Annotated in this window: 22 protein-coding genes; 1 reads left to right on the forward strand and 21 read right to left on the reverse strand. The window is 40.4% G+C overall.

Annotated elements, in window-relative coordinates; all coding sequences use genetic code 11:
- Nucleotides 1-11: 11 nt before the first annotated feature.
- From purS to purK, 3 genes are read right to left on the reverse strand one after another with little or no spacing between them, the layout of a single operon-like run.
- On the reverse strand, nucleotides 12-266 hold the full coding sequence (purS, locus tag ACIQAA_RS27625; RefSeq protein ID WP_402626118.1) for a phosphoribosylformylglycinamidine synthase subunit PurS: 255 nt from the start codon (nucleotides 264-266) through the stop codon (nucleotides 12-14).
- Nucleotides 259-978, reverse strand: coding sequence for a phosphoribosylaminoimidazolesuccinocarboxamide synthase (purC, locus tag ACIQAA_RS27630; RefSeq protein WP_402626120.1), 720 nt, complete (start codon nucleotides 976-978; stop codon nucleotides 259-261). The genes purS and purC overlap by 8 nt, the downstream gene beginning before the upstream one ends.
- 47 nt (nucleotides 979-1,025) lie before the next feature.
- Nucleotides 1,026-2,153 (reverse strand): 5-(carboxyamino)imidazole ribonucleotide synthase, encoded by a 1,128-nt coding sequence (gene purK, locus ACIQAA_RS27635; RefSeq protein WP_402626121.1) that lies wholly within the window; start codon nucleotides 2,151-2,153, stop codon nucleotides 1,026-1,028.
- A gap of 184 nt (nucleotides 2,154-2,337) precedes the next feature.
- On the opposite strand from purK, the gene purF reads away from it, so the two are divergent.
- On the forward strand, nucleotides 2,338-3,717 hold the full coding sequence (purF, locus tag ACIQAA_RS27640) for an amidophosphoribosyltransferase (protein WP_402626123.1): 1,380 nt from the start codon (nucleotides 2,338-2,340) through the stop codon (nucleotides 3,715-3,717).
- A 529-nt stretch (nucleotides 3,718-4,246) separates the two neighbouring features.
- Here purF and ACIQAA_RS27645 read toward each other — a convergent pair.
- The 18 genes from ACIQAA_RS27645 to cobK all read right to left on the reverse strand — a co-directional run bounded on the left by ACIQAA_RS27645 (nucleotide 4,247) and on the right by cobK (nucleotide 23,691).
- Complete coding sequence (locus tag ACIQAA_RS27645) at nucleotides 4,247-4,702, reverse strand: hypothetical protein (RefSeq protein WP_402626125.1); 456 nt, start codon at nucleotides 4,700-4,702, stop codon at nucleotides 4,247-4,249.
- A gap of 58 nt (nucleotides 4,703-4,760) precedes the next feature.
- Nucleotides 4,761-7,472 carry a DUF3289 family protein gene (locus tag ACIQAA_RS27650; protein WP_402626127.1) on the reverse strand — a complete coding sequence of 904 codons (2,712 nt, stop codon included), beginning with the start codon at nucleotides 7,470-7,472 and terminating at the stop codon, nucleotides 4,761-4,763.
- Between the two features lie 1,012 nt (nucleotides 7,473-8,484).
- On the reverse strand, nucleotides 8,485-9,489 hold the full coding sequence (locus ACIQAA_RS27655; protein ID WP_402626129.1) for a GHMP family kinase ATP-binding protein: 1,005 nt from the start codon (nucleotides 9,487-9,489) through the stop codon (nucleotides 8,485-8,487).
- A 64-nt stretch (nucleotides 9,490-9,553) separates the two neighbouring features.
- On the reverse strand, nucleotides 9,554-11,071 hold the full coding sequence (locus tag ACIQAA_RS27660) for a cobyric acid synthase (RefSeq protein ID WP_402626130.1): 1,518 nt from the start codon (nucleotides 11,069-11,071) through the stop codon (nucleotides 9,554-9,556).
- Nucleotides 11,072-11,252: 181 nt separating this feature from the next.
- On the reverse strand, nucleotides 11,253-12,461 hold the full coding sequence (locus ACIQAA_RS27665; protein WP_402626131.1) for a CbiX/SirB N-terminal domain-containing protein: 1,209 nt from the start codon (nucleotides 12,459-12,461) through the stop codon (nucleotides 11,253-11,255).
- A gap of 103 nt (nucleotides 12,462-12,564) precedes the next feature.
- The gene (locus tag ACIQAA_RS27670) at nucleotides 12,565-13,404 is read right to left on the reverse strand and encodes a methyltransferase domain-containing protein (RefSeq protein WP_402626133.1); all 840 of its coding nucleotides are present in this window, start codon (nucleotides 13,402-13,404) and stop codon (nucleotides 12,565-12,567) included.
- Between the two features lie 122 nt (nucleotides 13,405-13,526).
- A complete protein-coding gene (locus tag ACIQAA_RS27675) occupies nucleotides 13,527-14,066 on the reverse strand; it encodes a cob(I)yrinic acid a,c-diamide adenosyltransferase (RefSeq protein ID WP_402626134.1) in 540 nt (179 codons plus the stop codon).
- Between the two features lie 12 nt (nucleotides 14,067-14,078).
- Complete coding sequence (locus ACIQAA_RS27680) at nucleotides 14,079-14,633, reverse strand: nitroreductase family protein (RefSeq protein WP_402626136.1); 555 nt, start codon at nucleotides 14,631-14,633, stop codon at nucleotides 14,079-14,081.
- The gene (gene cobA, locus ACIQAA_RS27685) at nucleotides 14,627-15,388 is read right to left on the reverse strand and encodes a uroporphyrinogen-III C-methyltransferase (protein ID WP_402626137.1); all 762 of its coding nucleotides are present in this window, start codon (nucleotides 15,386-15,388) and stop codon (nucleotides 14,627-14,629) included. Before cobA ends, ACIQAA_RS27680 begins: the two co-directional genes overlap by 7 nt.
- Nucleotides 15,385-16,014, reverse strand: a complete 630-nt coding sequence (locus ACIQAA_RS27690; RefSeq protein ID WP_402626139.1) for a precorrin-2 dehydrogenase/sirohydrochlorin ferrochelatase family protein — start codon at nucleotides 16,012-16,014, stop codon at nucleotides 15,385-15,387. The genes cobA and ACIQAA_RS27690 overlap by 4 nt, the downstream gene beginning before the upstream one ends.
- Complete coding sequence (locus ACIQAA_RS27695; RefSeq protein WP_402626141.1) at nucleotides 16,011-17,369, reverse strand: cobyrinic acid a,c-diamide synthase CobB; 1,359 nt, start codon at nucleotides 17,367-17,369, stop codon at nucleotides 16,011-16,013. Before ACIQAA_RS27695 ends, ACIQAA_RS27690 begins: the two co-directional genes overlap by 4 nt.
- On the reverse strand, nucleotides 17,366-18,502 hold the full coding sequence (locus ACIQAA_RS27700) for a cobalt-precorrin 5A hydrolase (protein WP_402626143.1): 1,137 nt from the start codon (nucleotides 18,500-18,502) through the stop codon (nucleotides 17,366-17,368). The genes ACIQAA_RS27695 and ACIQAA_RS27700 overlap by 4 nt, the downstream gene beginning before the upstream one ends.
- Nucleotides 18,495-19,277, reverse strand: coding sequence for a precorrin-4 C(11)-methyltransferase (cobM, locus tag ACIQAA_RS27705; RefSeq protein WP_402626144.1), 783 nt, complete (start codon nucleotides 19,275-19,277; stop codon nucleotides 18,495-18,497). Before cobM ends, ACIQAA_RS27700 begins: the two co-directional genes overlap by 8 nt.
- On the reverse strand, nucleotides 19,277-19,981 hold the full coding sequence (cobI, locus tag ACIQAA_RS27710; protein WP_402626146.1) for a precorrin-2 C(20)-methyltransferase: 705 nt from the start codon (nucleotides 19,979-19,981) through the stop codon (nucleotides 19,277-19,279). Before cobI ends, cobM begins: the two co-directional genes overlap by 1 nt.
- Nucleotides 19,981-21,174 (reverse strand): precorrin-6y C5,15-methyltransferase (decarboxylating) subunit CbiE, encoded by a 1,194-nt coding sequence (cbiE, locus tag ACIQAA_RS27715; RefSeq protein WP_402626225.1) that lies wholly within the window; start codon nucleotides 21,172-21,174, stop codon nucleotides 19,981-19,983. Before cbiE ends, cobI begins: the two co-directional genes overlap by 1 nt.
- Nucleotides 21,149-22,285, reverse strand: coding sequence for a cobalt-precorrin-5B (C(1))-methyltransferase (locus ACIQAA_RS27720; RefSeq protein WP_402626148.1), 1,137 nt, complete (start codon nucleotides 22,283-22,285; stop codon nucleotides 21,149-21,151). The genes cbiE and ACIQAA_RS27720 overlap by 26 nt, the downstream gene beginning before the upstream one ends.
- Nucleotides 22,260-22,925 carry a precorrin-8X methylmutase gene (locus ACIQAA_RS27725; protein ID WP_402626226.1) on the reverse strand — a complete coding sequence of 222 codons (666 nt, stop codon included), beginning with the start codon at nucleotides 22,923-22,925 and terminating at the stop codon, nucleotides 22,260-22,262. The genes ACIQAA_RS27720 and ACIQAA_RS27725 overlap by 26 nt, the downstream gene beginning before the upstream one ends.
- Entirely contained in the window at nucleotides 22,915-23,691 is a 777-nt protein-coding gene (gene cobK / locus ACIQAA_RS27730; protein ID WP_402626150.1) for a precorrin-6A reductase, read from the reverse strand. The genes ACIQAA_RS27725 and cobK overlap by 11 nt, the downstream gene beginning before the upstream one ends.
- Between the last annotated feature and the right edge of the window lie 4 nt (nucleotides 23,692-23,695).

Genomic DNA, 23,695 nt, shown 5'->3' on the forward strand with positions numbered 1-23,695 from the left:
CTTACTCCCCCCTATCCTTCCAGCTTGTTAAGATCAAACCTAAAGTCTTCAATTACGGTATTGGCTAACAGCTTTTCACACATATCCCTGACCCGTTCTTCTGCTGCCTTTTGATCATCGCTATGTATTTCAAGCTCCATGTATTTCCCGATTCGTACATCTCCAACCTCGTTGTACCCGAGAGAATGCAGCGACTCGTGTACGGCATTCCCTTGTGGGTCCAACACACTTTCTCTTAATGTTACATACACCGTTGCTTTAAACATTGACACTACCCCCAATTCTGCGTAGGATTTCAAGATAGGCTTCCTCTACATTTCCTAAATCCCGTCTAAACCGATCTTTATCTAATTTTTTCTTTGTATGGGCATCCCAAAAGCGACACGTATCCGGGGAGATTTCATCCGCTAAGATGATATCTCCGGCTGGAGTTTTACCGAACTCCAATTTAAAATCCACTAAAATAATATCTTTGTTTAAAAGATATTCTTTCAAGATTTCATTGATTTTCAAAGCTTGGTTTCGAATGTCTGCTAATTCTTCCTCTGTTGCTAAGCGAAGAATGGCGATGTGACCATGGCTAATCAAAGGGTCCCCTAGTTCATCATTTTTATAGTAGAATTCCACTATCGTTTGAGGGAGTTCCTTCCCTTCCTCCCATCCAAGCCTTTTTGCAAGTGATCCTGCCGCAATGTTTCGAACCACCACCTCAATGGGGATAATTTCCACTTGCTGGACAATCTGTTCAGTGGATGAGATCTTTTTAATAAAATGATTGTCCATACCTTTTTCTTTCAACAAACTAAGAAAAATGGCACTAATCTCGTTATTTAACGTTCCTTTTCCGGCAATATGCCCTTTTTTTTCGCCATTGAAGGCAGTGGCATCATCTTTATATTCAATCCAATATGTTCCTGACTCGGATGTTTTAAATACCTTTTTCGCTTTACCTTCATAAAGCATTTCTAATTTTTCCATTATATTTCTCCTTTACTCAGTCTTACCGAACAAATAGACGACTTCTTTTATGTCCAGATTTGGAGGTCATTGATTTGCTGGTTCACATGTTCGAGAGTTGGACCCAAAAAATTGATATGGCCCATTTTCCTATTTTCCACGCTTTCCTTTTTACCGTATAAATGTATTTTGGCGGCTGGTGGAAGCTGGTCGATTTTATCTAGCACTTTACTTAAATGCTGACCTAAAATATTCACCATAATAATCGGACTCAAAAGAGTAGTATCTCCTAAAGGCAGACCACATATTGCCCGAATATGTTGTTCAAATTGAGATGTTATACAGGCATCCATTGAATAATGTCCGGAATTATGTGGTCTTGGTGCTAACTCATTGACGATGATTTTTCCATCATTCGTTATGAACATTTCTATTGCAATTAATCCTACTACTTGTATGGAGTCAGCTATTTTCAAAGCGATCGTTTCTGCTTGAATCGTTTGCTCATTCGTAATTCTGGCAGGAACGATGGACTGATGCAGGATATTATTAATATGTACATTTTCCGCTGCAGGGAAAGTCTTAGTTTGACCTTGTACATTACGGGCAACAATCACCGATAATTCTTTGCTAAACGGGATAAATTGTTCAATGATCATGTCAATTCCGGCTTTATTCCAAGCCTCAATCGCCATTTTTATATCATCTTTACTTCTAATAACCCACTGCCCTTTCCCATCGTAGCCCCCTGTTCCGGTTTTCATTACACAAGGAAGTCCTAGACTTTCAGTAGCGGAGTATATGTCTTTTTCAGCTTCAATGACCTTGAAAGGAGCTACAGGCACATCGAAGGACTGTAACGTTGTTTTTTCCCGAATTCTATTTTGTGTTATTTTAAGGAGCCCGCTTCCTTGTGGGACGTAGGATGTCGTTTCTAAAATTGAGGCTACATGAGAATCAACATTCTCAAATTCGTACGTAATAACATCTGAAAATTGTGCTAATTCCTTTGCGGCGTTTAAGTCGGAAAACGGAGCTATCAGTTGACGATCTGCAACTTGTCCGCAGGGAGAATCCGGTGTCGGGTCTAACGTGTTGAAGCGGTATCCCATATTTCTCCCAGCAATTGCAATCATTCTTCCTAGCTGTCCTCCCCCTAAAATACCAATGGTTGAGCCGGGTTTGATTACTTTCACAGCTTTTTCCTCCTAAAATCAGATTACTAATGATTTTAAGTTATCCTGAATGACATTCCTTTACTTTTAATACCCAACTAAAATTTTTACCGTTACACGCTGGCTACTAAAAAATGAATATAAAAGGATAGAAATTTTACTTTCGCCAAAAATAAGAGAATGAACATCACGGGAGGCATTCAAAATGGATTCAGAAATGCAGGAGAAATGCGGGGTATTTGGTGTTTTTAATCACCCCAAAGCTGCCCATTTAACCTATTATGGACTTCATGCACTACAACACCGCGGTCAGGAGAGTGCAGGAATTGTCGCTACAGATGGGGAATCATTCCGGCATCACAGAGGAATGGGATTAGTTACTCAAGTATTTTCACGTGCAATCCTTGATGGATTAACCGGAAATATGGCCATTGGTCATGTCCGATATTCCACTTCTGGTGAAAGTTTATTACAAAACGCTCAGCCCCTCGTCTTTAAATACAGTGAGGGTGATTTGGCCGTTGCCCATAACGGGAATCTTGTGAATGCCAATATCGAACGGAAAGTGCTCCAGCAACAAGGGGCCATCTTTCAGACAACAACTGATACAGAGATTATCGCCCACTTAATAGCCCGTTCTAGTAAAAAATATTTTAATGCAGCTGGACCTGAAGTTCTTAAACGGATTGACGGATCATTCGCTTTACTGATCATGACAGAAAAACAAATGCTCGTTACCCTAGATCGTCATGGATTACGCCCCCTTAGCCTCGGAAAAATTGGCGAATCTATTGTCGCGGCTTCCGAAACATGTGCGTTAAATGCGGTAGATGCTAAGTTCTGGAGAGATGTTGAACCGGGTGAATGGCTTCTGATTGATGACAAGGGGGTTCAAACAGGAAGGTTTGCTGAAAAAGGCGAGGTTTCACTTTGTTCCTTTGAATTTGTTTATTTTGCTCGTCCAGATAGTGTGATTCATGGAAGAAGTGTATTAACCATCCGGAAAGAGTTGGGCCAAATTCTAGCAAAAGAACATCCGACACCTGCAGATGTTGTGGTTGCTGTGCCAGAATCTAGTGTTCCTGCAGCGATGGGGTATGCACAACAATCAGGAATTCCGTATGAAATGGGGATCATCAAAAACCCTTATGCTGGCCGTTCCTTTATTGAACCAACCCAGGAATTGCGCGACCTGGCGGTTCGTCTAAAATTAAGTGCAGTACGAGAAATTCTCGAGGATAAGAGAGTTGTGCTGGTTGATGATTCCATTGTTCGGGGAACGACAAGCAAACGCATTGTTCAATTGATTCGTCAAGCAGGCGCCAAAGAGGTTCACGTAAGAATAAGCTCCCCTATGGTAAAAAACCCTTGTTTTTATGGAGTGGATATGCCAACAAAAGAAGAACTTTTTGCCAATAAACATGAACAAGAACAAGCAATGGGGAAAGTGATCGGAGCAGATTCTTTAGCTTTTTTAAGTACGGAAGGGTTATTAAAGGCGGTTGATGTAGATTTAGCAGATACCAGCAGCCGCTGTATCGCCTGTTTTAGTGGGGCATATCCAACGAAATTGTATTTGAAGTGAAAGATGCCAATAAAGTGGTCTTTAACTAAACTGCTGTTCCGTTTGGACTAAATGAAAATCTGTCCCAACGACGAGAAAAGCCATTGATTCTAACTCAATCATTGGCTTTTCTATTCGAATTGCGTTGTTCATCTACCTCCCTGAATCTGGATACTACAACTTATAAAAGGTGAAGTCATGTATTGCGATTGGCTGCACACTGAATCATAATTTTGGGATACCATTCGGAAAAGGACCATCCATAAACCTATCTATCAATTTGAAAGCACACTGATGGATACATGATATCGAATACCTCGATGACCAACCTTTCAAAAAATGAAAATTGGAGGTTCTACATTCTGCGGATATATTGTCTATTAACGTTTGTTTTTTGATTCACAGTTATTCCAGTACAAAAAAAAGCGCCTTCTACTGAAGTAGAAAACACTTGTTATTATGGCATATTCTCGTGTTATAGTCCGATATAACGTACAAAAGTACCGGTGTTCTGTGTTTAGCATATCTGTTTTATATGTTGGATAGTGTATCATTCAACAAGCTTATCCTCAATAAAATGCATCCGCTTCAGGACCTTTCCTTCCTTACTTTTATCATAAACATTGTACTCTTTTTGTGGTTCAACATCTGACCAAATGATCGATGCAATGAGATCATGTTTATGATGTTCCATCCGATCCGTATTCATGTAACTTTCATCAGGCTGCCAGTCTCTTGGCAAATCGTCACTTTCCCGATAGAAGGACATATTAAAAATCCTATTTTTTCCTTCTATTCCTTCTTTTTCACCTTCAACTGGATGATTCTTCATGTATTTTTCAACTAATTCTTTCAAATCTTTTAACTCTTTTGGTGGATTCAGAATCATATAATGCTTTCTTAGCGTCACCACTTCTTCATCCTTATTACCAACGACTTGTTCTGTATTGGCAATTTCGAAAATCTTTGTTTCCCCGCTTGAATCCTCATTCTTTTTACATCCCATTAAGGATAGTGGAATGAAGAATATACCAATAATTAAAACTAGAATTTTTAAATTAACTTTAATTGCTCAATTCCCCCTCGAATGGTATATCCATTTCCATTAAAGTAACAAAGGGTTTATATTCTCCATCATATTCATTATAATGCTGTAAGACAAACCAAGCACGAAATCCTGCTAAGTTTACATACATTTTCTCCACATCTGGCTGATCTAACCCAAAATGATCATATAAACGAACATGCATGACACCTTTAAAGTGATTGTTCTCTACTGAAAAATCATTTACGGTTATCGTATTCCCCCACGTATCATTTACTGTAATGGTCAGTCCGCCTATTCTATCACTCCAACTGCTAAACGTTGGGAAAGAAGCATTATCCTGTATATTTTGATAAAAATTATTAGTGGCTAATGTACTTTTATCAAACCGAAGTGCTGCCAAATTTCCTCCATTTTTCTTTAGCTCATCAACTAAGGCATTTTTGACATAATCAACATAGTCTTTTGTTGTCTCATGCTCACTAGCTTTTTTCGTTAAAGTCTGATTACTGTAATCTGAACCCGTTCCCTCCTCAAAATGATCAATCATATCTAAGATCACATCTTCCATTTCACCCGTAGAAAATAAGTCTGTTGACATCATCTCGAACTCATCAAATAGTATACCAGGGAAATGTGATTCAAGTATTTGAAGATGGAACATCCAGCTAATGTCCGTCATTTCATCTCCAGTAAAATCATCCGTTTTCATATCATTCGCTACATTTCCATTTTCATCATGGCCTTCTGGTCTATCTGATTGAAATATGACTACATTGGTTACATCAGAGGTCAATGGTTTTGAATCCTCAGTATCAAAAATTCCATCTCCATCACTATCTTTTTGGTCAGGTAAACTGGTTGGAAAGAATCCTTCAAAATGAATCGTAATGCCAAAAAACTCAAACGTGAATGTTCTGAGTGGACCCATTTCTTGCCCATCGGATAATCCATCTCCGTCAGTATCTTTCATGCCAGGATTCGTGTAGATGATTCCGTATGGTGTTTTCATTCCTTCTATTTCATAAGTATCGGATATGCCATCCCCATCTGAATCTTGTTCTCCATCACCTGGATCATCTCTATTAACATCAAGCTTATTGGCGGAGTCCGTTTCCTTATTCCAAAGCTCCAGCCATTTTTTCTTATCAACAATCATATATTCACTAAGCTGAGTAGTTTCTATACTGATTGTATTCTTACTCGTATCTAACACAGAGGTAAGGCTTTCAAACATTTCCTTCTCATCATTATACCAAATGACGCCTAAATCTTGTTCCGATGTGTCCCCAAGCTGTGCTTCATCATAAGTAAAGATAATGCTTGCTTTATCAAATTCTGATTGAGTATTGATCCTTACAGGAGAACCAATGAGACCGTATAAATTAGCTGTTTTCATATTGCCTTTGTTTGTTGTAATTCTAGTCGTTTTATTCACATTATTCGTTGCATTAAAACTAACTTCTACACTAGTAATCTCTGATTTTTCCGCCTGATTAAAGGATTGACGAATCGTCTGTTTGTGGAGTTCTTGTGAATCCGTGACCTCGTCATTATCACTGTCTGCAGCATTCGGATTGGTCTTTAAAGCCAATTCATCTCCATCACTTAATCCATCGCTATCTGAATCATCCTTAGTAGGTAATGAATCAAACTGTTGTAATTCAAACCCGTCCGTTAAACCATCTTGGTCGGAATCTTTCTTCATCAAAGTTGTTTGATGAACCTGCTCATCTTTATTCTTCAGGCCGTCTCCATCACTATCTTCATCTGCATCACTGATGCCATTTTGATCTGTATCAGATTTTGTTGGGGAAATAGATGATTTTATCTCATATTCAATATTGTCCTCTAATCCATCTCCATCTGTATCCTTTTTAAATGGATTCATTCCCTCTTGGAATTCTATTCCATCTGTTATCGTGTCACCGTCCGTGTCAGTGGTAGATTCAAAGAATTCAGTGTTAAATGTATAGCCTGCTTTTTCAAGTCCGTGTAACACTTGTTTATATGCATTTTCATAGGACTTTGCTGCAGGGATACCTAGATCTTTTTCAAGAAACTCATTCGCTTTTTCAGTCATTTTCACAGCGTTATTCAAATGAGCATTAATTTTATTTCCATTTTGATCCAATTGTTCCGAGATATCCTTTAAGATGCCGATCGCATTTTTATTGACAATTTTACCCGATAAATAAAAATTAAAGAGTATATCAGCAAGTAATACTTCCGTTGGTTCATTAAAATCGTTATTTGTTGCATAGCCCCATAGATAGATGGTTAACTTATGTTTGATATCCAAGAGCAGATCACTTTTAGGAACCACCTCTTTTATATACTCCTCTTGAACAGCTTGTTCATATTGGGTAATCAATTGTTCAAACATTTCAAGTTCATTCATCTCTGTTTGCTTAAAGTCACCAGTCTTATCCAATTCCACCTTCAGATTATCTAGTGTATTAGCATCTAACTTAGCATTCTTTTCTTTTATGACTTTTACGAAACGCTTTAATTCATTTATTGCAACCTTTTCATAGATTAATCCATCTCTAGTATCCTCAAAGAATTCATATTTACTTAACCACTGTTGTACATTTTCCTCACTAGATATCTTTTGTTGTCCTTGATTAGCATCGTTTTTACCCTCAGCCGCCACTGTTTGCCCAATTCCGCCGAAAACAATGGCAGAACTCAATAAATAACTCAACATACTTTTTCGTTTATTTTTCAACATGTAATCTCCTTTATAAAAATATTCATTTAACCCCCAAAAAAAAAATAACGATATTGAGAGAAACTGCATGCATTTATTATGGTGGGTACATATAAAACTTAATTGGTTAAATGATGGAAGCATACGGTATAGTGGTTCCCATCCGAAAAAACTGACAAAATCCTTGATATTATGGCATTAAATCACCTCCCTCTATAAATATTAATCTATCAACGGTTTTCCACGTTGGAGTGGTGTCAAAATAATATTTTTCGACATCTGATCAACAGTATTTTATAAATCTGTGAAACTATTACAGTAGTTATGTACGCTACGCCAACGCCATCGGATAAACTTGGTTTGTGGTGGGTGGATCAGTATGTGATGCACAATAGATCTCTGTGCAGCTTATGGTGACGTACCCTCCCATGTCTCTTTGACTACATTCCTTAGTTCGGTCTAGTCATAAAGCAAAGGTTAGCGTTGCTCTTTTAGGAACTCTAGCTCGGATGGTGAAAATAGCGCAAGCTTCTCCGTGTCATCCTATTGTCTTACTGCTTCTTAAAAGGGTGATGGCGTAGCTGAATCGTCCATCTTTAATAAGACGAGCTATTCGGTCATGTTTAATTGGTAAATTATCGTCTAGCTCCTTTGATTTTTTTCGTTCATAGGATTAACCATAGCCAATAATTAACTTATTTTAATTTTAATTTGTTTTTTTTAGGATTATAAGGTAAAGATTTCCTATATTGTATATTTTTATATGGAGCTTCAGATTACCCTTTTCTATGAAAATTATCATAGAAAAATAAGTATCCGCCATTTAAAAAGGCACCTGTGTCACTAGTCGAATTTAGTCACCTCCGACAAGTACCAGGCACCTTTATTAATTGTCGTCATGCGTTTTATCACATGATAGACTATCTTCAAACACAATAGAATTCATAGTAAAGGAATGCAGCCCTATGATACAAGAAAATAACAGACATTGATGAAATCCTCTCCCACTACTTTGTAACTGGCTGCTGGATTACTTGGGCTGGGCAAAGTGGCACAAATAATACGACCCGATTTGTTCGTGTTCTCTGACGGTAACGATAAAAATAACCAAAGCGGAAGGATCGTATACATGGATGAGAATTACTTTAATTAATAAAATTGATATTTTTAACATTATTAACATTGGAATAATAGAAAGTTTTTTTTTCAGGTTCTTGAAAAGATGTGACAAATGCTTTGATAATTGGAAAACAATCTCGTTACTATTCAGTTTATTTTTGTCTATTAAAATTCCCACCACTGTTCCACTGTGAGCAATAACAATTCCGCCTTGAAATGCATGAGCTAATTTTTCCATTTCAAAAAGATAAGGTTTTCTTAATATTTTTTGATTCACTCGTGCACTAATCGTTGTTGCCTTACAAATAAGAGAAAACTCATTTTTACTGAACCCTTCTCTGACCCAATGATATGCTTCTGAAAATTGATGTTGATCAAATCGATCATATGCTTTTTTAAATTGATTAAATTCAATTGTATTTACGGCTTCCCCGAGGTCTATTCCAACGAGGATGAACGGCGGTAAAACTCCAAAGCTTTCAATAAGATCACCGTGTATATAATCATAAGCCACAACCTCATCATACATAACACCATCTGTTGGCTCAATCTTAGCGGCAATTGCAGAAATTATATCTTGCGTTAGGGGGAGAGAGTAACTATGAGCAATTGCTTTCATAGATGCTACAATATCTGCAGAACTACTCGCCATCCCTTTGCCCATTGGAATATTTGACCGAATGTCAAGCTTGCCGCCGCCACTCAAACCAAACTGATTTAATAACAATTTTCCAGCTTTAATTGCTTTCACCTTTGAATTCACACCTGTTAATTCTGGTGAAGTTGGATCTGGGATAAAGCTTGCCTCACTTCTCAAACTTTGGATTGGAAAAGTGATTAAAAAAGGCCGTTCGTCTATTATCCCTTGAACAAGTTCTCCAAATGTTCCATTACAACTTCCCTTACCTATTTTCATTGTGAAAGCTCCTATTTCATCCACAGTTCAACTAACAAGGAAGTGATAACTGTTTGGACACCATTCATTGGCTAATCACCCTTTTTGGGAATTCCTTCATTTTTTGTTCAATTAAATCAAGCTTTACGTGCGACCTTACATGATCCGCTAACAGATCAAATGCTTCTTCACGCAATTGGTTGAAGGATACACGCTGATGAATCGGCTCCAAACCTTTTCCTTGGCGAATCTGATTCAGCAGCTCCTTACGAAATTCATCATTATGAAAAATCCCATGGAAGTAAGTACCTATGATTCTTTCATCTTCGGTTTTACAGCCATCTGATCGGCCTTGTGTATCAATTAGTCCCCGGGATTCTCCGGTCGTCCGCGTTTCTCCCATATGAATCTCATAACCTGACACGTTGAAATGTTTGCCGTTAAGGTGTAAGAGTCCGTTTGATGACACGGTCGTCTTGTCTTTTGTAATGGTCGTCCTGATGGGCAGTAAGCGGAGACCTTCGATTTCATGGTGAAGTGACTCAATGGCAAACGGATCCTCGATTTTTTCACCGAGCATTTGATAGCCGCCGCAGATTCCAAATAGAAGGGATTCGTGCTTTTGCTCCAATTCCACGATTTTCTCGGCGATACCACTTTTTCTTAAAAACAGCAAATCCTCGATCGTATTCTTGCTCCCAGGAAGAATCACTAAATCTGGGCTATGTAATTGGTCTGCTCTTGTAATAAACCGAACATGACAATCAGGTTCGGTAAAAAAAGGATCGACATCGGTGAAATTGGAGATTTTCGGATACTGTATCACAGCAATATCAAGTTCTTTTTCGGTATTTCGTACCGATGTATATTGATTTAATATCATGGAATCCTCGGCATCAATGTTTAAATTCTCCAAATAAGGAATCACTCCCAGAACCGGTTTTCCTGTATATTCCTCAAACCATGTTAATCCAGATTCCAAAAGCCGTATATCACCGCGGAATTTATTGATGATGACACCGATGATTCGGTCACGGTCATTAGGGTCCATGAGCTGAAGGGTTCCTACTAAACTGGCAAAAACTCCGCCTTTTTCGATATCGCCAATCAAAATCACAGGGGAATCAGCCATTCTTGCGACCCGCATATTGACCATTTCCCTGTCATTCAGATTAATCTCGGCAGGACTGCCCGCTCCTTCTATGACAATCCGTTCATACTTTTCTGACAGAACAGCAAGCGATTCTTTAATAAGCTCAATACCCGTTTGAAAGAATTCCTTGCGATACGCACTGGCTTCCATATTTTTATACGGTTTTCCATGGACCACAATCTGGGATTGGTTATCCCGATTCGGCTTGAGCAGAATCGGATTCATATCAGTTGTCGCCTGAATCCCTGCCGCTTCGGCCTGGACCCCTTGTGCTCTTCCTATTTCTTTTCCATCCACTGTGATATAAGAGTTTAACGCCATATTTTGTGACTTAAAAGGAACCGTTGTATATCCGTCCTGGGCGAATATACGGCAAAAGGCCGTCACGACGACACTTTTGCCGACATCCGAATTGGTACCTTGAAACATCAATTTAAGAGCCTTAGCCATTTTCTTTGAACTCCTTACATTTGTTGATTTAATTTTAGACCAGCCCAGGGCACCATTGACTCCTCCAATATGTCTTGTCATGGGTCACATACTAGGTTGATGGAACTCGTTACCATATGCCACTCCCACTTTTCTTGGCAAACATAAACCATAATACAAAGAAAAACTGGTTGTCTTTCATCTAATTATGGTGATGGTGATGATGATGATGTTCGTACCCTTGTTCTTCCGCATATTTACGGAAATTCTCTAAATCTTGCATTCCAGTCGAAGTACCGTTTATGGCCTGATTCATTCGTTCTAAGAGTACCGTTCTTAACTTTGGATGATAGCCAAAATACTGAGCAATATCAATTGATATATGCGGATAAGACTCTTTAAACTGTTCGGCCATTTTATTCATTCTTTCCATTAAAATTCCCGTAAATAAAAAATACGGCAGCATGATGATTTTTTTTGCACCTAATTTAATACAGCGTTCCATTCCATCCTGCACAGTTGGCGTCGTTACCCCCATAAAGGCACTTTCAACAATAGGTACATTTAATTTTTCCCACAATAATCTGCTGATTTTATAAAAATCACCATTAGCATATGGATCGCTGCCGCCTCGTCCAATTAATAATATGGCCGTATCCTCATGCTTTTGATCCACATCAAAACCTGCTTCAGTAAGTCTTGTTTTTAAAATTTCAAAAACTTCCTCATGAACACCTATCGTTTGGCCATAGGTAAATTGAACATCTGGGAAATGCTCTTTAGCATGTTCAATTTCTGCAGGAATGTGCAGTTTTGAGTGTCCTGCATGTAATAATATGATAGGAATTACATGGATTTCATCCGCACCTTGTTCAACACACAGCTGAATCCCATCTTCAATATTTGGTGATGCAAATTCTAAAAAACATGTTTCTACTAAAAGGTCTGGATCAATGTATTCTTTCATTTGCCCGACAAATCGGCGAACTTCTAAATTCCCTGCCTCCAGCCTGCTGCCATGTCCAACAAATAATACAGCTTTTTTCATTGGTCCTTTACCTTTCTTGTATTTATCGATTCCTTTAATTCGATTTTCGCTGCGTTTCCGTACACCGTGCTCCATTGAATAAATGATCGCATCTTGTTCAACTGCTTCATGAACAATATCACGTGCGGTTTCTTCATGTTGAACCGAATACCATGTCCCTTTTGGGTAATCAATTACGACGCATTTATCTTTACAGCGGCCGTTACATCGTGTACGCGATGTATGAATATGCTCATCTAAACGGTTTTTCCGGATTTCGTCACGAATTTGCTGCGTGACCTCCTCAGCACCCGCTCCCATACAGGTTGCCCCATTGCAAATGAGTAAGTGACGCTGCATTTGCGTTAAATTCCAAGTTGTCATAAAGTGACCTCCCCCTCTCCCATCATCTTGTAACCACTATGTTTATTTGTTATATCAACAGTGCCCCCGATTAAAGCCCCTATTCGTAATGTCATAACGAAACTTAGTCATGTAACTTCACAGGCTCCCAACTAATAATCGCAGCATAGAATGGGTAACGGTATACATACTGGCCATCCTCCATTGCTATAAAGCGTTCGAGTGATGCTTTCACATGTGCCATATCAAACCGAGGTGATAAGATTTTTTTGCTTTGCGCTTCATATAATTGCTGCAATGTATCATAACGATACTCACGCTCCAGCTTGAGCATTTCACAATTTGCATAAATTCCTAACTGATACAGCATATTGACGATGGTAATATAATCACGCCGAGGATGTTTAATGTCATAGCCAAACTGCTCATCTAAAATAACGTAATGCGGTTGAATAGGTCCTGTTGTTAGACCAATGATGGCACACTTTTTGGCAAGACTGTTCATTTTTTTCAGCGCCGTATTCATTTCATACATACGATAAAAGCAGTTCACCCCAATAACAACATCATGCTGCTCAATTTGCGCTTCTTCCCATTTACTATGAACGTACTGAAGATTTGTATCGTTTTCAAAGTATTGTAATAAATATGCAAGCACACTTTCAGAACCATCCACTAACGTTAAACTTTTGACATCTTGACGGAGTTGGAAGGTATAGTTGCCCCATCCCGGCCCAATTTCAATACAACTTGAATTTTTGGGGATATGTTGTTTCATTTTCTCGTAAATTTTTTTTGAATAGTTATCTGTTTGCTTGTATGTTTTTTTCTTCATAGACTGAGCCCAATATGCTTCTTCCAGCACATCATCGAGCATTCGTTCTGGCATTTTGCCATGCCAGTCTAACATGCCTTCTTTCCACAGCTTTTCAAAATCAAATTGTAAAGGGGAACCTTTTATCATTGAATTTTCTCCTCAATCTCGACAACATAAATGGACAATCCTTGCTGAATAGCAACAGCTGCCCTTACTTCATTCGCAACTTTTTTATGCTGTTTGGTCTGTACTTCAGGGCGATCTGGTGCTTAAAATTCAAGCCCCTTCATCGCTTTGACATCCTGATCAGCATAATAATGTTTTGTTGCATCAATCGTTGACACTAAATCGGCTAAAGCGAGAAGAGATGGATGTGCCGAGCGACCTGTGATGACCAGGTGCATCGTTTGGGGTCGGTTTTGGATAGCCTCTAACACCTCTGGTAGTGGCAATACATCGTCGATAGGAAAACGTGTGATGGCTAACGCATTATTCAGTTCATCCAGCACTAATAGGTCTGTTGTTTCATCTTTTAGCTCTTCTTTTATAATCCTCCAGGCTTTCGCAAGTGCTTCGCGATGCTCCTCCGGCGTTTTCGTCCAAGTAAAACCGACACCTAATTGCACTGTTTCAACACCAAGTTTTCCGAGGGCAATTTGTTCACCATATGTACGCTCAGGTGATTTAATAAATTGAAAGTATTTCACCCTCATGCCGCGGCCAACTGCGCGTAATGCGACACCAAGTGAAGCGGTTGTTTTTCCTTTGCCTTCACCTGTATAAACTAACAGCATCCCCTGTCGTGCCATGTACAAACCTCCTTATAGCCAAGTTGTTTTTTCCGCAAATGGTGTACGCTTTTTCGCGGAAGTGAATTCTTCTGCAGGGTAACCAATGCATAACGTCCCTACTAATTGCTCACCATCCGATGCACCAATAAAATCATGTAATGCTGTATCATGCACTAAGCCAACACCGCGTGTACGCCATACCATGCCTAAACCCAGCTGTTCGGCCATTAACCACATCGACATAATCGCACAGCTGACTGCAAAGGTATTATCTTTGGTTGCACCTTCATCAGCTTCGACAATGGCAGATGTCACCACAATGACAAGCGGTGTTTTTGTGATGGCTTCCATTGAGCTTTCCACTAAATGAGGTTTTGTTGGGAAACGGTTTTGTAAATAATCAAGCGCCACCTGTTCATAACGTTTTAAGCTGTCGCCCTGTAATACATAGAAATGCCAGGGCTCACGCATTCGGTCATTTGGTGCAAACGTTGCTGCTTCTAATAACGTCTCAATTTTTTCACGTTCCACTTCGCGCGTTTCAAATTGGCGAATCGCACGGCGTTTTTTTAATGCCTCTAACATAATTCATGCTCCTTTTCTATAAACCAGGCAATTTGATCCCGTACACTAACCACCTCGCCAACTAAAATCATGGATGGATTAGAGATACGATGGATTTGAATATCTTGGGCAATCGTGGAGAGATTGCCTGTAATCGTACGCTGATTTTTGGTTGTGCCCCATTCGATGACGGCAACAGGGGTTGTTTCACTTTTGCCATAGGTTATTAAGCTTTTCGTAATATGCGCGATATTGCCTATGCTCATATAAAAGGCCACCGTATCAATTTGAGCAAGCGCGGACCAATTTAAATAGTCCTGTTCCTTTTCTTGGCGGCCATGACCTGTAACGATCGCAAAGCTTGCAGCATGATCACGATGTGTCACAGGAATCCCTGCATAAGCAGGCGCCGCAATCCCCGCTGTAATACCAGGCACGATTTCAAATGGAATACCGGCTTGCCGTAAAATCGCGGCTTCCTCAGCACCACGTCCAAAGACAAATGGGTCACCGCCTTTTAAGCGGAGAACCTGCTTGCCAAGATTGGCTTGTTCCACTAGCACACGATGAATTTCATCCTGAATCAGTCCATGCCTGCCTGGTTCTTTTCCACAATAAATCAGCTCGGCGTCTGCTTTCGCATGTTTTAATAATTCAGCATTCACCAGTCGGTCATATAAAATCACATCTGCTTGCTGAATGCACTCTAGTCCACGAATCGTCAATAGTTTTGGGTCACCAGGACCAGCTCCTACAATATATACAAATCCGCTCACTGTTTTTCTCCTATACGTTGCTGCAGCCACGCTTCACATTTTTGTTTTTCACCTTTCTCCATCCATTGTAATAACTGTGGATCCAGGAGCTCTGCTAATAGCTGTTTTTTCACATCGCCCGTAAATACTTGTAAAATTCGCTGACGCGCTTCCTTTAAAAATGAAACATACTGCGCGTAATGTACTCCAAATTGCTCTTCTAAATCCGTCTTTACTTGGCGTGTCAGACCTGGACTTGCTCCAGACGTCGATACTGTCAATACGAAATCACCACGACGAACGACTGCAGGATTGATGAAATCAACACGTCCTTTTGCATCCGCACGGCTGAGTAATTGCCAATGCTGTGCCGCTTCTTCCACAGCATTGTTTACCTCTTCGTCATTTGTAACGGCGAAAATCAGTGCAGCATCATCTAAATCAGCAGGTACAAATTCTTTTTCTTTCCATGTCACAAGCCCTTCATTGATGTAGTGCTGCAATTTTTCGGTTACAGTTGGGCTTATCACTGTCACTAGTGCTTTTGTTGGCAGCAGCGCTTCTACCTTTTGACGAGCTACGTGTCCGCCCCCAACAATAACAACCTTTTTATAGTCAATATTCATTAATAGTGGGAAATAATTCATTGTTTATCCTCCAAACATGCTGTCAGCCAATTTTTCACAAGCTGTGGATTCGAAGCAAAATGAAAGTGTGTATAACCAGCAACAATATTTTTATGTAGATAACCTTCTTGCTGAGCACGAAAACGGCCTTTACTAAAATATGCTGGTGATGTATGCTCCCCCTCATACGTTGAGTAATGGAACTCATGCCCTTTTGCCTGCTCCTCTTCATTGATTAGAAAGTTGCCGGGAACACCTGTAATTTCCCGGTATCCAAGTGCCGCTAATTTATCTTGCATCCGTACACGTCCTGGAATAATCCCGAGCATTGGGAATACCTGTCCTTGACGATTCACAATTTCCTCTGTTAAATACATAAAACCGCCGCATTCCGCTAATGTTGGCACCCCTCGCTCAAGAGCGGTTCTTATAGATTGCTTTGTTTCCTCATTTTTCGCCAATGTTTCAGCAAACTCTTCCGGGAAACCGCCGCCGATATACAGCCCCTGCGCATTTTCTGGAACTTCCTCATTTTGTAATGGAGAGAAGTAATGCAAAGTGGCACCATATGCACGGAGTAATTCTAAATTTTCTTCATAATAGAAGTTAAAAGCGGCATCCTTTGCAACTGCAATATGTACTTCTTTACTTTGCGGCTGAGCATCAAAAATAGATGCAGTGACGTCCAATGATTGTGTTTTTGTAATTTCCAGCAGCTGTTCAATATCCACTGTTTCTTCGATCGCTTCTGCAAGACTATCAAAATAGGAATCTAGATCACCACGTTCAATGGCTGGCACTAAACCCAGATGGCGGCTTGGCATCAAAGTTACAGCTCCTTTTGGCAGATAGCCAATGACAGGAATTCCACATTCTTGTTCAATCGCTGCTTTGACAATTTCAAAATGGCTTTTACTTCCTAATTGATTAGCAATAACACCAACAATATTGGAGCTTTCATCTAACATTTGAAACCCTTTGACAATCGCGGCCGCACTTCTTGCCATACTTGCACCATTGACAATTAAAATGACGGGGCTTTTTGTAATCTCACTAATATGAGCAGCAGATCCTTCATTTGATAATGGCGATTTGCCATCATAAAAGCCCATGACTCCTTCAATAATAGCTGCGTCTGCATCTTGGCTCGCTCTAGCGACAATGGCACGAACGGCTTCATGGGACATCATGAAACTATCAATATTACGAGAAGGGCGTTGTGTAACAGCAGTATGATACGTTGGGTCAATATAATCTGGGCCGCATTTAAAGCCCTGGACTGTTAAACCACGCTTCATTAGCGCACGCATGATGCCGATTGTGAACGTTGTTTTTCCAACACCGCTTCCAGTGCCGGCTAGAACAAATCGATTCAACGTACTTCCTCCTCAAAGTTGACACGTGCAATGGATATAGTCACATTTCCGCTTTTCTTTTTCTCCAGCAGTAACTCTTTCGCATTCGAATAACGCAATGCGGCCGGCTCACTGACCCCATATGCACCTGTATATTTAAAGACTGTTTCCGATGGGTTTTGCATCGGTATTTCATTTAGCTCGTCAGGTGTGTAAGTTACAAACGGCCAGTTATGTTTAGCCGTTAATTCAAGCAAACCTGTTTCGTTTTTCTTTAAATCGATGGTCGCAACTGCTTTGACACTTTTTTTACTTAAACACAGCTCCGCTAATGTTTCATCTATGACTTGTTCAATCTCTGCCATTGCCGTACCACGATTACAGCCAATGCCAAGTACAATTGATTTTGGGCGATACATAACTCCGTTCTCAATCAGCACCTCTTCATGTTCCTCAATTAAACGATCTGTAATAAGCAGTGCCGCTTGTGGCTTTGCCATGATCGCTTCATTTATCGTAGGGTAAACTTTCAAATTGTCCGGCATTGAGCGATCGTACATCCACCAATTTTTTTCTCCCGTTTCCTGCACAATCGCAACATGCTCTTCGTTGACAACCGATGCACTAACAGGTGTTAATTTTTCTTCACTCTCCCACATCCACCCAAATTGGGCGCCAAATAAATCCACGGGAATCGTTTTTTGAACATCTGACGCGGTTGTAACAACGGGTGCAGCACCAATCGCATTGGCAAATTCATGGGTTAAGGCATTGGCACCGCCAATATGACCTGATAAAACGCTGACGACATATTGGCCTTTATCATCCACCACTAACACTGCAGGGTCTTTCTTTTTATCAATCAAAAGCGGAGCAATCATACGAACGACAGCACCGAGGGAAATGATACAAATGATTCCTTTATACTGCTGGAACAAAGCGGGCAATAATAGGCGAACCGTCCCATCAAATAACTGAATTTTGCGCGTGTCTTCATCGCCCTGCTCGAATTTCTTCATATAATAAAGGTCCACATACGGAAATTTTTCCGCGTAGCTTCTTGCATGTGCCACCCCATGTTTCGTTATGGCGACGAGGGCATATGGTTTGCGCTTTTCTATTACAGGAATTTCACGTTCACGTAAACTAATCATTCGTCTTCACACCTTTGCGGAAGCCATGAGTAAAAGTTTTGTCATATAGCTTCGAACGATAATTTTTTTCATGGATATTCGGGTCTAAAGCCCAGCCTGCTAGAATCATCGCATGCTTGCGAATGCCATTGACACGCATTGCTTCATCTAATTCAGCCAGTGTTGTTCGCACAATTTTTTGGTCTGGCCACGAAGCACGCTGCACAACTGCAACTGGTGTATCGTCTGCCCAGCCTGCAGCCTGCAATTCTTTGGTAATTTTCTTTGTTAATGTCGCACTTAAAAACATGGCAATCGTACAGTGATGGCTTGCCAGTGCCTGTAATTTTTCACGCTCAGGCACTGGTGTTCGTCCTTCAGCACGTGTTAAGATAAGCGTTTGGGTTAAATCAGGAATCGTCAATTCTGCCCCAACTGCTGCTGCAGATGCAAAAACAGAACTTACACCTGGAACAACTTCATAGCTAATCTCATGCTGCTTCAGCAGTGCCACTTGCTCCATCGTTGCCCCGTACATCGCCGGGTCGCCTGTATGTAAACGTACTACCTTTTTGCCTGTATTGACACGCTCGACAATACAATCCACCATTTCCTGAAGATGCATCCCTGCTGTGCGGATAATTTCGGCCGACTCCTTCGCTTCCGCTAATAACGTTTCGCTTACAAGTGAATCAGTATACATCACAACATCCGCTTCTTTTAATAGCTTTAAACCTTTCACCGTGATTAAATCAGGATCTCCTGGACCTGCTCCGATAATCCAAATTTTCTTCATTATTTGCGCACCACCATACATGACAAGTAATTTAATTCTGAACCTCGAAGTTCATTGATCTTCCAAATGACCTCTTCATCAGATGTAACTTTTGTAACGACATGTGCTTTTTCTAATAAATTCATTTCCTCCAATAGATCGAGCATTGCGTCTATAACTTTTGCTACTTTGATAAAGACGATCGCATCGTGGTTTTCAATTACGCGGCGCATTTCTTCCATATCCTCCGTAGCAGGAATCATGGCGACATGGTCATCACCATCAGCCAAAGCAATCCCTAAGCGATTAACAGAACCATTAAACGACGAAATACCTGCTACCGTTTCAATCGGGACATCAGGGTACATCGATTTCATTACGTTCATTAAATGAATAAATGTGCTGAACAGCATTGGATCCCCTTCAGTCACGAAAGCTACATCTTTTCCTTGAACTAAAAAGCTATAAATAGCTTCCACTGATTTTGTCCACTCAGCTCTTAGTGTATCTTCATCTTTTGTCATGGGGAATACTAAACCAAGCATCTCTTTTTCTGCCGGGTTAATATACACTTCAACAATACGATGGGCATAAGATTTACTGCCCTTTAATTTTTTTGGATAAGCAATGACCGGGCTTTCTTGTAATCTACGAAATGCTTTTACAGTGATTAATTCTGGATCTCCCGGCCCAACACCTAGTCCAAATAAGGTTCCCATTCTCATTATTCATTTCCTTTCTTTGCTGTCACAATATAGATTGGATTTAACGGTTCAAAACGCGTTAAATGTAAGATTGGTTTACTCTTTGAAATTTGTGCCTGTAATATCGATACTTCACAGCCTAATGCTTTTAAATGCTGCAGCGCTTCTGCCAGATTTTCAATCGTTGCAATATTCATAACAAGGCGTCCATTTGGTTGTAAGCGTGAAATACATGTTTGCAATAAATGCTCCATATTTCCACCGTTGCCGCCAATAAAAATCGCATGCGGATCTGGAAATTCTTCCAGACGGTCAGGTGCCTTCCCCAGCACTGCAACAAAATCTGTACGATGTTTTAACTGATTTTCCAGGCAGTTTTCAAGGTCACCCTCATTTTTTTCAATTGCATACACGGCACCTTCCCGAGCGATTTTCGCTGCTTCAATCGCAACTGAACCTGTGCAGGTTCCGATATCCCACACAATGCTATTTTCCTTAAGTCCTAACTCCTGCAGACAAAGAGTCCGAATTTCTCTTTTCGTAATTAATCCTTTATCTGGCTTTCGCTGAAGAAAAGCATCATCCGGAATTCCAAGAGAGGCGCGTTCGACTGCCATTCGCTGTTTTAAAACCACAACATTCAATGGAAAAAAGGAGCTTTGCTCCATTTCGTCCAATGTGAAGAAGCGGCACCGTTCCTTTTCACCTTGTAGATTTTCAGCAACAAAGGCATCATATTCTGTCATGCCGAAACGCTTTAAATATTTTGCAATGGCCTGCGGAGAATTCGTTTCATCTGTTAAAACAGCAATTTTTTTACGCCCATCAATTCTTTGTGCAAATCCTTTAATGGAACGGCCGTGCAAGCTGACAATATACGCATCCTGCCAGCTTTCCTGCATTTTAGAAAAAGCAAGCTGTACCGAGCTGGTATACGGATAAATCTCTAACGGAAGCTTTTTCGCAAGTACACTGCCAAGTCCATAAAATAGTGGGTCACCGGACACTAAAATAACAACATTTCGTGTTTCTTGCTGTAATTCAGCTGTTAACGCCGACAAACCGCCTTTGATAACTTTTTTCTCTTTTTTATATTCCGGGAAAAATTGCAAATGGCGCTCTCCGCCTACAAGTACATCGCATTCATTGATCCACTGTGTATAGTGGGGGAGCAATCCTTCCGCGCCATTATCCCCTATACCAATCATCTTCATCCAATTTGTCAATATTCTCAGCCTTTCCTAAACAGTCACCATTCATGGCATACAAGGTTGTCGACACTTTGATGTCAGTATTCATATGATTCAATGCATAGTAGCAGCAGTTTTTGCAAAGGGCTGCAAAAAATGCCTCGTTTCCCTGAAGCATTTCACCAACCTGTGAAGCCGTATTCGCCTGTAAAATTTCTCGCTGCGTCTTCTCATCAACACCCACTTTATTGGCAATGCCTGCTAAAAACTCAAAGCTTATCGGTGCGCTTTTTGAGTGAACCATCATAACGCCTTGGGCTACTTTTGAGAACTTCCCCATCATCCCTACCAACGAGACTCTCGGAATCTTCTTCCGTGCAATATTCTTTAACGTAAAACCGACAAAATCGCCCATTTCGATAAATGCTTCTTCTGGTAAATGAGGATACTGCTGCATTGCATATTTTTCACTGCGTCCGCCCGTTGTAATGACTAAATGCTCACATCCTGATTCTTTTGCTACATTGATCGCTTGTACGATACTTGCCATATAAGCAGAACTTGAAAATGGAACCACTGTTCCCCGTGTACCTAATATCGAAATTCCGCCAATAATGCCTAAACGCCCATTCAATGTTTTTTCAGCAATCTCTTCACCATCTGGTACGGAAATGACCACTTCAATTCCACAATCCAATTTATATTTTTCAATTGCTTCTTGTACAACACCAAAAATCATTTTACGCGGTACAGGGTTTATCGCTGCTTGACCTACCGGTACAGGAAGTCCCGCTTTTGTCACTCGCCCTACACCAACCCCGCCATCTAAATGGATACCTTTTTCTTCTGAATAACGAACGGTACTTTGAATTCGTGCCTGGTGTGTAGCATCAGGATCATCCCCGGCATCTTTAATCGTTTCACACATTACCCAGCCTTCTGATACTTCAAATGCGGTTACTTTAAATGTGGCATACTGGCCAACCGGTAAATAAATCGTGACTTCATCAGGTACCTTTCCCACGACAAGAGCTTGCAGTGCTGCCTTTGTCATCGCTGTTGCACAAGCTCCTGTCGTATAGCCGTGTCGCATTTGTGAAGGGTCTTTTTTATTTCGTTTCTTTTGCTCGTTCATCCGCCATAATCGAAATGGCATTAAGTGCAGCGACTGTCACTGTACTGCCACCCTTTCTCCCAACATTCGTAATAAATGGAATCCCTTCCAGCACTGCTAACTCCGCTTTCGACTCTGCTGCTGATACAAAGCCGACTGGCATTCCAATAATTAAATCCGGTTTAGCCACACCTTCTTTAATCAAACGAATTAACTCCAGTAAGGCGGTTGGCGCATTGCCGATGGCATAGATTCCTCCTTCATGTAGACGCGTTGCTTTTTGCATAGAAATAATCGCACGTGTTGTTCCTTGAGCCTTCGCTTCCTTTGAGACATCTTCATCGGCGATATAACAATGTAAATCCCCGCCATGCTTTTGGAATCGTTTCCGTCCTGAACCGCTTTCGATCATTTGTACATCCACCACTACATGACGGCCCGCTAAAATGGATTGAACCCCTGCCTCAATGGCATCAGGTGTAAAGATCATGCTTCGGCCTAACTCAAAATCTGCTGAAGCGTGAATTACCCGCCGAACCACTAGCCATTGCTCATCAGTAAATGAATGTTCGCCCATTTCCTCTTTAATAATGGCGAAACTGTGATCATAAATCTTGTCTGGATCTACCGTTACGGGAATAAATTTTGTATTAAAGTTCATGTTTGCCAAGAATAATACCTCCTAATAGTTGAGTTACTTCTTCAAAAGAAGTACAAAAATTTTCATATTCAATCGCTGGTCGTTTGATTAAAATAACAGGAATCCCTAGTTGCAGAGCAGCTGTCATTTTTTCATCTACAGATCCCACTTTGCCGCTTTCTTTTGTAATCATTAGAGTCACATTGTATTGCTCACAAAGTGCTTTATTTAATGATTCCGAAAATGGGCCCTGGATCGCAATAATGTCCTTTTGTTTAATACCTAACCTATCGCACTTTTCCATGTTCCCTATATTTGGAAGCATTCTGCAAATAAGCCGGATTTCATCACGCATTAAATATTTCGTAAATATTTCTAACGTTTTGCTGCCTGTTGTCAGCATGATCGTTCCTTTATGAGATTGAGCTAATTTGGCTGCCTCTTCATAGCTGTCAACCTCTGTAATGAATGGAGAAATAAACTGTTCTTCTGGCCTTTCATAACGAATATAAGGAATATCACATGCTTTTGCTGCTGCCATTGCCGTTTTCGACGCTTCTTCCGCATATGGATGGCTGGCATCGATGACACAGGTCATCTTTTGCTTCTGAATAAGCGCGATCATGTCATCTACTGATAACCGACCCACTTGATAAGGAATATGGTGGGCTTTTAAACTTTCGGCTGCAGATTCTGTGACTACTGTTGCTAATAAAGGATAGCCTTGATTTTGCAATTGAATGGCTAGTGCTCTCGCATCACTTGTGCCTGCTAAAAATAAAATCATGTGT

The organism is Neobacillus sp. NPDC093182 (assembly GCF_044754045.1).